General features: G+C 38.4%; 9 protein-coding genes. 5 read left to right on the forward strand and 4 right to left on the reverse strand.

Annotation, left to right across the window (positions count from 1 at the left end; translation table 11 throughout):
• Positions 1-23 precede the first annotated feature (23 nt).
• Entirely contained in the window at positions 24-1,835 is a 1,812-nt protein-coding gene (locus FG390_RS09060) for a bifunctional metallophosphatase/5'-nucleotidase (RefSeq protein WP_246092736.1), read from the forward strand.
• Positions 1,836-2,053: 218 nt separating this feature from the next.
• Here the strand turns inward: FG390_RS09060 and FG390_RS09065 are convergent, their stop codons facing one another.
• Positions 2,054-2,650, reverse strand: a complete 597-nt coding sequence (locus FG390_RS09065) for a TetR/AcrR family transcriptional regulator (protein WP_141190735.1) — start codon at positions 2,648-2,650, stop codon at positions 2,054-2,056.
• Between the two features lie 118 nt (positions 2,651-2,768).
• On the opposite strand from FG390_RS09065, the gene FG390_RS09070 reads away from it, so the two are divergent.
• Both FG390_RS09070 and FG390_RS09075 read left to right on the forward strand, forming a co-directional pair.
• A complete protein-coding gene (locus FG390_RS09070; RefSeq protein WP_141190736.1) occupies positions 2,769-3,338 on the forward strand; it encodes a cysteine hydrolase family protein in 570 nt (189 codons plus the stop codon).
• 124 nt (positions 3,339-3,462) lie between these two features.
• Entirely contained in the window at positions 3,463-4,896 is a 1,434-nt protein-coding gene (locus FG390_RS09075) for an MFS transporter (RefSeq protein WP_246092737.1), read from the forward strand.
• Positions 4,897-5,236: 340 nt separating this feature from the next.
• On the opposite strand, the gene FG390_RS09080 is transcribed toward FG390_RS09075, so the two are convergent.
• Positions 5,237-5,986, reverse strand: coding sequence for a phosphotransferase family protein (locus tag FG390_RS09080; protein WP_141190737.1), 750 nt, complete (start codon positions 5,984-5,986; stop codon positions 5,237-5,239).
• Between the two features lie 415 nt (positions 5,987-6,401).
• Positions 6,402-7,973 (reverse strand): Vga family ABC-F type ribosomal protection protein, encoded by a 1,572-nt coding sequence (locus tag FG390_RS09085; protein ID WP_141190738.1) that lies wholly within the window; start codon positions 7,971-7,973, stop codon positions 6,402-6,404.
• A gap of 793 nt (positions 7,974-8,766) precedes the next feature.
• Here FG390_RS09085 and FG390_RS09090 point away from each other — a divergent pair.
• On the forward strand, positions 8,767-9,951 hold the full coding sequence (locus tag FG390_RS09090; protein ID WP_141190785.1) for an NAD(P)/FAD-dependent oxidoreductase: 1,185 nt from the start codon (positions 8,767-8,769) through the stop codon (positions 9,949-9,951).
• 255 nt (positions 9,952-10,206) lie between these two features.
• Here the strand turns inward: FG390_RS09090 and FG390_RS09095 are convergent, their stop codons facing one another.
• On the reverse strand, positions 10,207-10,737 hold the full coding sequence (locus tag FG390_RS09095) for a GNAT family N-acetyltransferase (protein WP_141190739.1): 531 nt from the start codon (positions 10,735-10,737) through the stop codon (positions 10,207-10,209).
• 1,211 nt (positions 10,738-11,948) lie between these two features.
• Between FG390_RS09095 and FG390_RS09100 the strand changes: the two genes are divergently transcribed.
• Positions 11,949-14,504, forward strand: a complete 2,556-nt coding sequence (locus FG390_RS09100; RefSeq protein WP_141190740.1) for a GH32 C-terminal domain-containing protein — start codon at positions 11,949-11,951, stop codon at positions 14,502-14,504.
• The last annotated feature ends 24 nt before the right edge of the window (positions 14,505-14,528 follow it).

Below are 14,528 nucleotides of genomic sequence, written 5' to 3' on the forward strand. Positions count from 1 at the left end.
TCGATATGGAGGGGAAATCTGAGGTGAAGAAAATCGGGAAAATGACTTGTAAGTTATCACTAGCACTTACCATGGTTTTGGGCTTTTTATCGGTCTCAAATAATGCTTCATCGATCGCCGAGGCAAAAGAATCAACTATTCCTATTCAATTGTTAGGGATTAATGATCTACACGGGAACTTAGATACGGTTTCTAAAGATATAAATGGAAATCCTATCGGCGGAATGGATTACATGGCAGCGAATTTTGATAGGGCAGAAAGTGAATTTTTGTCAGAAAATCCGAAGGCAACCACCAATAACTCCATTCGCGTACAGGCCGGTGATATGGTTGGCGCAAGCCCAGCTATATCGGGGCTTCTTCAGGACGAGCCGACTATGAAAGTGCTAAAGTTAATGAAGTTTGAAGTAGGGACTTTAGGAAATCATGAATTTGATGAAGGATTACCTGAGTTCAAACGAATTTTATTGGGGAAAAAACCAGATCCAAGACACCAGTTTCAAACGAATGACGGCACGGATATTGTCAGCACGTATCCACAAGTGAAATCAAGGATGGATATCGTGGCGGCAAATGTTATAGATAAACGAACAGGACAAATTCCTGAAGGGTTTAAACCTTATGTCATTAAAACGGTAAAAAGCGGAGGTCACAAAGTAAAAATTGGATTTATCGGTTTATTGACAACTAAGGCAACCACCGTGATCCTCCATAGCCAGATCGAGAATATCGACTTTCTTGATGAGGCCGACACGATTGTAAAATATGCCAAAGAGTTGAGAGAGAAAGGTGTTCATTCCATTGTTGTTTTGGATCATACGGGTGTGTCTACCCCTGGTTCTCCGGCTGGACCAGAAGCTTCAGGAGGATCCATAAGTGGAGATGCTGTCGATGTGATGAATAAGGTCTACAAAGAAGATCCAAACAACTCGGTTGATCTTGTTCTTGCTGGCCACTCCCATCAATTTGGAAATGGAACGGTAGAGAGCACTCGCATTGTTCAAGCCTTAAGTTTTGGAAAAGCATTTGATGATATCCGAGGAGAAATTAATCCAAAAACGGGGGATTTCGTTCAGGCGCCTGCTGCCATCGTAAGGTATAACGAACGTAATAACGTGACACCTGTAAAAAAAATAACCCATGTTATCACAGACGCTAAAAAACGAGTAGCTCCTATTGTGAATAGTGTTATTGGTTATGCAAAAGAGCCTGTCTATCCAAGATATACAGATGGTGACAAACTAGAGACAGCACTCGGTGATCTAATTGTTGATGGACAACTTTTTGAAGCGAATAAAGAAGGAAAAAACGTTGATTTTGCGATGACCAACAACGGTGGTATTCGTTCAGATTTAATTTCGAATCCGACAACTGATGGAAAAAATGAAATAACATGGGGGAGTGCACAGGCTGTTCAACCATTCGGAAACTTTCTTCAAATCGTCGAAATGAAAGGTTCGGATATTTTAGAGGCACTGAATCAGCAGTATGACAACGAATACTATTACCTTCAAGTGGCTGGTTTGAAATACCAATATGCGCCATCACCTAATGATTCAACCTATCATTACAAAGTGGCTAGCATTACGACAGACAGCGGGCAGCCATTTGACTTAAACAAAACGTATCGCGTGATTATTAATGACTTTCTTTATGGAGGAGGCGATGGTTTCTCCGCCTTTAAAAAAGGGAACATGATCGATACATTGAATGGCCTCGATACAGATGTCTTTGTCCAATATATTAAGGATCAAAATGCGGAAGGAAAAGTGATCGACCCGCAAACCAATAATCGTAGAGAACTGGTTGATTCACAAACCTATTTAGGACAATAGTGATTCTTACATTTTCTTTTTCAGACAATAGTTTAGATGAAAACTGCGAAACTACATTTTAATTGATAAGCATTCAATAAAGCCAGCAGTTCAAATATGAAGAACTGCTGGCTTACTTATATGTTTTTCACCATGCCTGTTGGAATTCAGCAAACGGAGTATCTTCATTTCCAGTGAGGCCTGTATTTAGGCTCTTCTGATCGAGCTGGATGTATTGATCAAGAAATAAATATCTCACAGATCTGTTCCAAAATTTCCTCAGGTGTATATCCCCTAATTTCCCTTTGAAATAAGTAAGAATCGCTTTTTAATACGGTTAGTAACATGTCAGCTTGAAAGACACTGTTCTTTTGAGATTCTTTTTCTGCATTTATCTCATTAAATAGATTAACAATTATTTGATTTAATTCGTCATATAACGGACTTCTAGATTTCTTTCGATTGGTTACCTCAGAGTCTTCGACACCCTTAAGTAATTGCGCTTTATTTTCTCTGAACCGGATAAATAAGCTAAGGATTCCTTTTAATCTCAAACTAGGTGGCTCTGATTGGTTTTGCTCAAAATACATATCAATATCCTCAAACAAAAGAACAACATTATCTTTAATTAAATCGAGACATAATTCTCCTTTGTTTCGGTAACGTCGATAAAGTGTTCCTGGTCCAATTCCAGCTTCTATGGCAATTTGATTCATGCTAACTTGTTCAACACCATGCTGTTCAAATAGCATCAGAGCAGTATCCAAAATACGCTGACGGTTCTTAGCTGCATCACGTCGTTCAGTACGCATGTAGGTTAATTTCCCATCTTCCATTATCATTCACTCCCTAAGATAATATAACAAACATCTTGACAAACGGAGACATCTCCATTTAATATAAGTGATAGAGTTCTCCACTTAATATAACTTAATGAAAAGGAGTTTACAAACCATGCAAAATTATTCTGACAAAGCAGCCCTATTGGTTATGGATATGCAAAATGGCATTGTATCACGGTTTACAGAAAACAAGGAGGCCCTTGTTCCGGTACAAAAAGCCCTAGCCAGTGCACGAGAAAACAATATCCCAGTTATTTTTGTTCGTGTTGGATTTAGTAAAGGTTATCCTGAAATCAACCCACGAAATAAGGGATTCTCAGGAATATCAAAACTTGGAGGTATGACCACTTCAGATGAATCAACACAAATTCACAAAGCGGTTAAACCCGAAGCAGACGAACCTATTGTGACAAAGTATCGCGTCAGCGCATTCGCTGGTAGCACTCTCGAACTTATCCTTCGCTCCCGACAAATCGATACACTTATTCTCAGTGGGATATCGACAAGTGGCGTTGTTCTATCAACATTACGTGAAGCAGCGGATAAAGATTTTTCATTAACAGTACTCAAAGATGCGTGCATCGATGCCGATCTCGAGGTCCATCGCGTCCTCACCGAAAAAGTGTTTCCTCGCCAGGCAGAGGTGATGACTGTCAACGCTTGGATCAAGACATTGAATTAAATCATGAGGGTCTGTTTTAAACATGATAAAACTAGACCCTCATCAATCTTATTATTTTTTATATTTATACCCAGCTTAGTCATACTTGGTAAACCTTAGGTTAATACAGAAGGAAGGAATAGATTTGTTTAAATCTATAAGCAAAAAAACTAGAACTGCTGAAAATAAAAATCATTTTAACCAAAAATTAATTACGCCAATGATATTAGGTTCGATTTTAAATCCGATCAACTCTTCCATTATTTCAGTAGCCTTAATTCCCATTGGTCAAGCGTTTGGTGTCCCTCCTTCCCAAACAGCATGGCTTGTTTCTGCATTATATCTGGCTACGACGATCGGGCAACCCGTCGTCGGAAAACTCATTGATATTTTTGGTCCTAGACTCCTCTTTTTAATTGGTACTTCTTTAGTCGGTATTGCTGGTCTCATCGCAATATGGTCACCTGATTTCTGGTGGCTAGTGGTCGCGCGAGTATTACTTGGTCTCGGTACCTGCGCTGGATATCCAGCCTCAATGTACCTTATTCGCAGTGAAGCCGAACGAACAGGTGAGGAAAGTCCAATGAGTATACTTACAATACTAGCGATTTCCAGTCAAACGGTGGCCGTTATTGGTCCTGTATTAGGTGGTATACTCATTGACATTAGCGGTTGGCAGAGTACTTTCTTAATAAATATTCCATTGTCACTTGCTTGTATATTCTTAGGCTACACCCGATTGCCAAAAATGTCGTCAAACACTGTTCAAAAAAAGCGTAATTTGATTTCCATAGATTTGACTGGAATATTATTCTTTGGGATCACATTAATTTGTACATTACTTTTCTTAATGAGTCCAAGTGTGTATAAAGTGTATTTACTATGCATTGCAGCCATGACTGGTAGTTTGTTTGTGATAACTGAGTTAAGGATAAAAGATCCATTTATCAATATTCGCGTGTTAAAAGGAAACACGCCCTTGTTATTGACTTATTCTCGAAGCTTAATTACGGCTTTCGTAACCTATAGCTTCATTTATGGATTTACTCAATGGTTGGAAGAAGGTAGAGGTTTATCTCCTTCTCACACAGGTTTATTATTATTACCTATGTTTTTGACTGCCATTATCGTTTCAAAGACAACAGGTAAAAATCCTGACATCCGGTTAAAGTTAATCGTTGGTAGTATTGTTCAATTTATTGGAGCTTCATTAATTCTCTTAACAAATCATACGAGTCATATCGTCTTTTTAGTCGTTATTGTTCTTTTATTTGGCATTCCCCAAGGGGTTCTCAATTTAGCGAATCAAAATGCAGTCTATTACCAAGCTGACCCAAAACAAATGGGTGCTTCCGCCGGTTTGTTGAGAACCTTTATCTACATGGGCGCTATCCTTGCATCGTGTATAAATGGTGTTTTTTTAAAACCGGGTGCCATATCAATTGGTATCCACCATGTAGCAATGTTTAGTGTTGGAATAGCCATAGTACTCATCATAATCACCCTATTCGATCGTTCTCTACGTAATAATAATCATGGAAAAAGGACAATCATGGAAGGCGTGCAAAACAGAAAATAAGTGTCGTCTTCCGATTTTCCCTTTTTTAACATCGAGTTTTTTCGTCATTTCCGATAAAGTGCGTGTTCAAAAAGGTGACAAATTAGAAGCAAAAAGGCTAAGAGCGGCGCAGTTCCTTAGACCGGCATACCACATGATGTAGTAGCTTCAGGCGCCAACCACAGGACGCAAGTGATTTTAGCCAGAGATCCTCTTGTATCCGTTACATAAGGACCGGAAAATCAAGAGGGCTCCAGGATATTTCTCTGGTGATAAAACGAATCCAGAGTGTACCTTTTCATAGCTTTGGATGATATTTATGAAATAGCCGAGAACACTCGTGACTTTAGTCATGAGAGGTTCAGAAAGGACAGTAGTGATTGATTATATCCATCAGACGTTCAGATTTTTCAGTTGAGACAATTTCTGATAATCTTGCTGCTGCAATTATAGGTGCCCATTGAAAAATATCATGTTTTGTTAATCCACTTTTCTCACAATATAGCCGCAAATACATATCCGCTAATTCCGTGGAAAATTGCGAATACAAAAGATACGTCCGATAAATATCGGCTCGTATATCTCCAGCACTAGAATCAACCCAATCTATAATAGTCACTTTGTTATCTGACATAATCAAATTGAATAAATGGTAGTCGCCATGACAAAGCTTATTCTCATATGTCATCGAATCTAATTTTTGTATTAATATAGCCTTATGTCTTTTATCGAGACCATGTGCTGATTTAATTTGACGATGTAATTTGTCAGACATTGTTTCAAGTGAATCGGCATTTGTCATATGGATTCTTCGTTGTATATCGATGGATATATCCATATAATACTCCGCTTGCTGTTTGTTTTCAGATACAATATCACCTAGTGTTTTTCCTTCAATGTGCTCCATGATGATGGCTTGTTTCCCATCAATCTTTGTGACATCAAGTATCCTAGGGACAGACAATCCACAGGAATACGCATATTTTTGCTTATTTGCTTCATAAGTTGATGCGGTACCCGGTAAATAATCGTTAAATACTTTGATAATCTTGTTTTCATAAAGATATATTTTCGCTGTATTCCCAACGGCTATTGGATCCCCTAAATACATGTGTAATCTCTCCTTAAAGTCGAATAATATAATGTATTTTATATGAATGTATGTTAAAAGTGGATTCTTTGCTTGAAACAAACAATACCGTTTTAAAAAAAGTTGGTATAGGTTTCTAAAATTAATGATTACAATACTAATAATGAAAGCTTATATAACCCCATTGTGTTGTCTTTTATTACTATGCACTACAATATTCTTAATCCCTTTGCTCTAACTTAATACTCTTACATTAGTGAATTTTGGCATATGAGTTAGATAGACTTTACTACCTGTAATGTAGCTATTGAATTAAATAATGCCAGCAGTTCTAAAGGATTAGAGTTGCTGGCTCATTTAATGCGGATATTTGGATTATATGAAATTTTTATTCTGCACAATTAATATCGATTATCTTGTCATGTATTTCACATGTCTATTTGTTTTCCAATTCTCTTTTTTCTTTTAAAAGTTTTTGAAATTCCTTGTCTAGTGCTTCCGATGGTTCGATACTTAAACGGCTTAAGATTTCTGATATTTTTGTTTCGAGTAAAAGCTGTTGATCTTTCTTGGTATCTCGGACTTTCTGGGGTTTATTCTGTTTATATTGGTGATACGTACCTTCAAATATCTCAATCTCTTGATTGCGAATGGCTAAAATTCGTGTAGCCACATTTTCTATGAGTCGCCGATCATGGGAGACGAAAATGACACTCCCTTCATATTCTTTTAATAGCGATTCCAATGCACCTGCAGCTTCCGTATCAAGATAGTTCGTCGGTTCATCCAAAATTAACGTATTAATATCACTTAAAAAGAGTTTGGTGAGACCAACTTTAACCCGCTCACCACCGCTCAAGACCCTTACAAGTTTGTAAACATCCTCTCTAAAGAAATGCATCCTCGCCAAGACTGTTCGGATAAGCGTTTCATTCTGTTTTGAAGAGGACTGAACATTCTCTATGATAGATTTCCGCGTGTCTAATATATTTAAATTTTGGCTAAAGTAGCCTATTTTCACAGATGGAGAAAGCGAAATACCTGGTTCTTGATTAAGGATCTTTTTGACTAACGTCGTTTTCCCACTTCCATTTGGCCCGATGATCGCTAATTTGTCACCGCCTCGAGCTTGAAAACGTGCTTTGTTCCAAAGCACACGTTCACCAATCACAGCTGATACTTCATCTACCCGGAGAATGATTCGATTTTTAAATGTTTCCGCGTTTGGCAAGTTCATCTTAAGCGGCTCTCGTTCTTTCACCTTTTCTACTTTTTCAAGTTTCTCGATTCTCGTCTCAATGGCTTGCGCTGTTTTTTGAAGTTTCTTTTGTTTTTTGGCAAAGTAAGGCTTCGATCCCGTAATTTTTGCTTCGGATTGACTGACCCTTTTTGGCGCTTTTGTTGCTCTTTCGGCTCTCTTCTCTTTTAATTTTAATGCTTCTTCTAACTGTCTTTTCTTTTTTTCATATTGTTCATAAGCCACTTGTGCTTGGTGATTCTCTATTTCTTGTTGCTTCTCATAATCACTGTAATTGCCTGTATACTCTCTTATCTTTCCCTCATTAATTTCCCATATGGTTGTGCATAAGGAGTCCAAAAATGCACGATCGTGCGAAACAATAATGAATGCTCCCTGCCATTCTCCAAGCTTCTTTTCTAACCATTCAATATGATCAGTATCAAGATTTGTCGTTGGTTCATCAGCAAGTAAAAGTTCCGGATCTTTAATTAAAGTATTTTGAATATATTCCTGTGTCACTTCACCGCCACTTTTTGCCTGATCTGTTCGTTTCAGTTGAGGTAAGAGTTCACATTGCGTATGCCTGATCACTTTTCCTTCCTCCGGCGTGATTTTTCCCGCCAAAATATGAAGCAGCGTGGTTTTCCCGCTTCCGTTTCTTCCAACTAATCCAATTCGATCATTTTTATGAATTTGCAACTGCTCCATATCGAGTAATAAACGGTCTTGTACATAATATTTTATTTGATGAGCTTCTAACACCTGCATACTAACATCTCCCTTTAAACATATTCAGGAGACAAAACAATGCCCCCTATTTCTAATCAGAATAGGAGGCATCATCAAATAGATGGGTATACCAAAAGAGCCTTATCCCCTTTGGACCAACTAAAGAAAACCAATCCTATTCTGAAAACGACAATTGAAGACATCATAAATAAAGCAGATACCTGCTAGATAAAACATCATCTTCAATTGCTGGCTTTCGTAAATAGGATTAGTACTTCATCTAATTGGGTCACCCTTCCGTTCATTTAATTAGCTTTACTTTAAACAATATGCTATGAATTGTCAAATGTGAAATTGTGAAACACTTGGAATATCAAGTTTGGATTGGATAGCTGCCTTACGACGTTAAACCCTGCCATTTTTTATCGATGGAAGAATCTATGCCACAAACGATTCTCTTTTTTGGCGACTAAAGTAGTGTAAGGTCAAACGAAAATTCATCTAGCCCGTTAAGGCGGGCTAAATTAAACCTCTATGATTTTCTCCTCTACGGCTCTATATAGGATTTACTCTTTAATAAAGCTCATATATTTCCTATTCAGGAATCAATTATCATAAAACTTGAACTTAGATTTTTGTCTCGTTTATATTATTTGCATTAGGGGTACATAATAACCAGAAAGGTCAAAATATATCTTTTCTTAAAGTCATTATTATTGACCTTAGTCTTAGCTTTTAAATCATTCATATCTGAAAAATATATGCGAATCAATTTTTGTTGAAGTATGATGATTCGTGTTCTAATAGGAATAACTTAGAAAGGGTGATCCGTCTGGAACGAAAAAAGATTGTAATACTAGGTGCCGGCTACGGCGGTCTTAGGGCATTAAAAGAATTACAAGATGCACATCCGAATGCAGATATTGTCATGATTAACAAAGACCCTTACCATTGGGAGATGACAGCACTGCATGAAGTGGCGGCAGGAACAAATGAACCCGAAAATATATGTTACCCAATTGACAGCGTTGTTGACAGCAAGCAAACCTTATTCATACAAGATACCGTAACAGGTATTGATAGGGAAAATAAAAAGGTTATGCTCAAACAAAAGGACCCTGTTTCGTTTGATTATTTGTTGATCGCCCTTGGATTTGAAACCGAATTATTGGGGATTGAAGGAATGGAAAAGTATGGTTTGACGATTTCCGATATTTCATCCGTTGAGCGTATTCGCACACAAATAGATCAAATACTGGCGGAATGGAAGAAGAGTCACAAAGAGGAACCTCATACGCTTGTTGTAGGCGGAGCTGGATTCACCAGCATAGAGTTTTTGGGTGAATTGACCGAACGTCTGCAATCTGAAATTAAAAACAATCAACTTCCTAAAAATAAAGTCAAAATCATATGTATTGATCCGTCCCCTGATGAGATGCCAGCATTCGACCGCTCGCAGTCCCGTTATGCTGTCAGCAAACTGGAAGAACAAGGCGTTACTTTTTTAACCGGCCGGATCAAAAAAGTTGAGTCAAATGCCGTACATTATGAAAACAACGGTGAAGTTAAGATGATTGAAACGGACACCTTTATCTGGGGCGGGGGTATTCGAGGAAGTTCGGTGATCAAGAACTCTGGCTTTAAAGAAAAGCATAGCAGGGTTCTCGTGCAACCTGATCTGACAGTGGAAGGGGAACCGAATATCCTCATCATTGGCGATTGTTCAGCGGTGCCTGATCCAAACGGTGGAATCTATCCAGCGACAGCTCAAATTGCCTTGCAGCAGGGTGATTGCGCCGCCTACAATTTGAAGGCTTTAGTGGATGGACGTCCACTGAAAAAATTTGTTTATCATTACAGAGGAACCGTCTGTTCTTTAGGACATAAAGATGCCATTGCTACCGTTATGGGCAAAAAACTGAAAGGCTTTCCAGCATCTCTAATGAAAAAAGTCGTCGATTATCGATCCATCTGGAAAATCGGTGGAGTTCGAGCACTGATGAGACTTTGGAAATAATTTACCTGAAACGGTGTATTATCAAAATCTTTACCAATAACAATGAAATATCATCTTTATAAATAGAGCCCGAAAACTATGTCACATCAAGGTTTTCGGGCTTTTTCCAAAAAGTTATTAAGTAAATGAATGTGCAAGTTGAGGTTCATTTGAAGCTAAATACAAATCGTTCTAAAAAGTCTACAGGGCGTCTAAGCAAATCCATATTTTTAACTCGTTATAACTTTATCGAAAATATAATCATACATAGACAATCTACTCTGTTACTAACAATGAATATAGACAGAGATCAATAAAATAGCCTTTTGATTTTTCAACTTTTCTTAGTGTTCCCTCGTAGGTGAAATTTAATTTTTCAAGAACTTTAATTGAGTTAGTGTTTTCAGGTTCGACTTTTGCTTCGATTCGATTAAGTTTTAAATCGTTAAAAGCATATTTTATTAAACAAGTAATAGCCTCTGGAGCATAGCCTCTGCCCCAATAATCTTTATCAAGTTCATAACCAATTTCGGTGTTGGCATTTTCAAAATCTAAACTATTGTAACCACAAGAACCAATAATTTTGTTTGATTTTAATTCAATGATGGAGTAACGAATGGCTTTGTTTTTCTTTGACAGTTTATCAAGTAATTTAATCATTTCTTTCGCTTGAATTTCATCTGTAAATTTGTCGATGTTCATGTATTTAGTTACCGCTGGATCCGACCAAATGTGAAACAAGCTATTCGAGTCTGATGACTTCATTTTTCTTAACAGCAACCTTTTGGTCCTTAGCCCTGTCATCAATATATTTACCTCCATTATGTTTTTATTTTGGGGTCAAAATATTGATATCTGCGCATAGATACAGATTTTCTTCTATATTTTATTATAAAAATTAATCTTTCTTATTAAGGATAACGTTTTTATAGCATTTAACAGACAATAATAGATGTTGTTGAAGTTAGAGGACAGTTAACGTTGTTTCCTGAACCTCTCATGACTAAAGTTACGAGTGTTCTCGGCTATTTCATAAAACTGTTTATCTTGTTGCCAATAAAATTTAGCATCATTATTATTCCTTTTCAGCCGTAATTCTACGTAGTCTCGAGCTTCACTAATATAAATAGTTTTACCATTATAATTCGGCTGACTATAACTTTTTTAAAAGTAAGGTCCCTACGATTTAATTTTAATATTTTCACCATTACATACCCTGAAACAGAAACGTCCATTCACTTATTTTGATTCAAACAAACGGATGTTAATTTTCAAATATTAAACAATTTTATTGTCACTCTATATTTCTATTACCCTGTAAAAAAGTTATTCCCTCACCGGATCCCCCTCAGTCCATTACAGCTTAAAGGCTCCTCCCCTATTTACCTTATTTTTTCACTATTATTAATCCCCAAGCTTGGGTGGTGATAGGCACTAAAAATAAAAATAGATAGATCAATGGAATTGGCCATAGCCTGATACCCTTTATTATTTGGATGAAAATGATCTTCTGCATGACAACCAGGGCGATACTGCTCCGGATGGTTCGGGTCTCTAACCGCTTTAATGGCAATACTAAATATGGAACTTGGTGTTAATCTATTAAAAAAGCTTGGTTATAATTTAACTTTATTAAGGTTAGATCTTGCCTTTTCATATATGGTTTTTCCTATTTGTAAAAGCAAACTTGATACAGGTTGGCTTTTTTACATTCGTGTGTATCAAAAAATAACCATTTTCAGATAAATGCGTATTGAAAAATATAAATTCCAATGAACTGTGTATTAAAAGCATTTTAAAAATAAATGTAAGCGCTTAATACTCCAATATGGCATGTAATTTGCTTAGTTAAATAGTGCAAGACATGACAAGAGAGGAGCAACACATATGATTCAGTTACTAAGCTGCGTCAAGTTATAAATATCAGAAATAACTGGATGAACAGTCAAAATGTAATCTACTGAATGCTGAAAGCAAGTGTCAATTAACACTTTTTATAAACTATTGGAGGTGCTATTGTGGTTTCATTAAGAACATGGCTATCTTATAAAAAATCGTCTTGCAAACATCGTCTACTTAAGACTGCAGTCGGATTATCTCTTTTAACAGGTTTGACGGTTGGTTATCCATTTGAAACACACGCTATTGGAAATTCCACTGGAAAAGGAGATCAGAAAACCTATCAAGAATCTTTTAGGCCACAGTTTCATTATTCGCCAGCTAAAAACTGGATGAATGACCCAAATGGACTTATCTATTATAAAGGTGAATATCACCTATTTTACCAATATAACAAGTATGGGAGTACAGGCGGGAATGCTTCATGGGGACATGCTGTGAGCAAGGATCTCACACATTGGAAGGAATTACCTATTGCCATTCCAGTAGATGATCACGAGGAAGTTTGGTCGGGTAGTGTTGTATTTGATAAAACCAATTCAAGTGGACTGGGAACAGCAAACAATCCTCCGCTGATTGCCGTTTATACAAGCGCACCAAAGGATAGTGGACTTCAGCAGCAATCCTTGGCCTATAGTGCCGATGGCGGTACCACTTGGACAAAGTACGCTGGTAACCCAGTACTAGACATTGGTTCACGTAACTTCCGAGATCCTAAAGTCTTCTGGTACGAACCAACAAAAAGCTGGCGTATGGTAGTTGCCTTGTCAGATCAACATAAGGTAGCAATCTATTCCTCACCGAACCTGAAAGACTGGTCATTACTCAGCGAATTCGGTCCTGCTGGAGTCACAAGTTCAGTCTGGGAGTGTCCAGATCTATTTCCTATGGCTTTGGACGGCAACAAAAAAGACATCAAATGGGTACTGACAGTCAACGTCGCTGGAAAAGCCGAATACTTTGTCGGAAAATTTAACGGTAGTAAATTCACGGATGAAGAACCTGTTTATACTCCACCAACCGGAACAATTCTGAACGATTTTGAGGGTTCGGACTACAGTTCATGGACGACAACGGGTACCGCTTTTGGGACTGGTCCGGTAAAGGACGTGTCTGGTCCAACAGGATATCTCGGACACGGTTTTGTGGATAGTTACCATGGCAACGACAGCGAAGTAGGTACACTCACATCTCCAGCATTTACGATCAATCAATCTTATCTTAATTTTCTTATTGGAGGTGGTAACCATCCTTATGTAGAGGATGCTTCAACCACTCCACCTTCTGGAAAGGTCTTTGAAGACTTCGAAGGATCTGATTTGTCTAACTGGACCGGGACGGGTGATTTCGTCGACATTGGACCAACCAAAGAAAAATTGAGTGGTCAATTGGGAGATAAAGTGTTAGACACATTTCAAACCGGTGATCGAGCAGAAGGTACGGTGACGTCTAAACCGTTCACCATTTCCTCTGATTACATCAATTTCCTTATTGGCGGAGGTAACCACCCTTCCTCGACAGGTCAACCAACCGTTCTGGGCCTCGTCATCGATGGCAACGTTGTTGCTAGTGCTACTGGTAATAATAGTGGAAGTTTAGACTGGACATCCTTCGATGTTTCGAAGTATCGCGGTAAGCAGGCCACATTACAAATTGTTGATCAAAATGACGGAAGTACCGGCTGGGGACACTTCATGGTGGATCACATTGTCTTCTCAGATGTGAAGGCGAAACCATGGGCCATGGAAACGGCTGTGAATCTATTAGTGAACGGTAAAATGGTCCGTACTGCAACTGGAAACAACAGCGGAACGTTAGACTGGACATCTTGGGATTTAGGTGATTTGCAAGGAAAACAAGCTCAGATTCAGATCGTTGACCAAGGTACAGGTGGATGGGGACATATACTCACTGACCAGTTCACTTTAGCTGATGCTCCCGCCACCAATACATTGCAGCGTGCGCATTGGATTGATCATGGACAGGATTTTTATGCGGCGGTCACCTACAATGACGTGCCTAAAGACCGCCGAATCATGATTGGATGGATGAACAATTGGAACTACGCCAATGACATCCCAACTTCTCCTTGGCGGGGAGTGCAGTCTCTTCCACGAGAACTGAAACTACAGACCATTGACGGCAAGCCTCAGATCGTTCAGTCACCTGTTCAACAGACGGCTAATCTGACTCGAGAGACGATATACCAGCTCAAAAATGCCACCCTTGCCGAAGGAAATACCAATCTTGGCTCCAAAGCCTCGAGCAAAGCTTACCGTCTGGATGTCACCTTTAAACCAAACAAAGCTAAAAGCTTTGGGATAAATGTCCGAACCGGTAACAGTGAAAAAACGGTGATTGGGTACGACGTAGCAAGCGAACAACTTTACCTTGATCGCACACAATCGGGAGATGTCCAATTTAACTCATCCTTTCCTAGTGTAGAACGGGTAGCAGTACCTGTTCGTGATGGTAAGGTATCACTAGAAATTTATGTGGACCATTCCTCAGTGGAAATTTTCGCTGATGGGGGCCGAGTAGCTATAACAGACCAGATTTTCCCTAACACAACCAGTGATGGTATTCAGCTATTCTCCACAGGAGGAAAAGCGATAGTTGATAACCTCAAGGTGTCAGAAATAGCCTCCATCTGGTCAAAACAGAAGAATAACTAACAACAAGGTTCCCACAGTAATCCC

It is taken from the genome of Terrilactibacillus laevilacticus, assembly GCF_006517395.1.
Classification (GTDB): Bacteria; Bacillota; Bacilli; order Bacillales; family Sporolactobacillaceae; genus Terrilactibacillus; species Terrilactibacillus laevilacticus.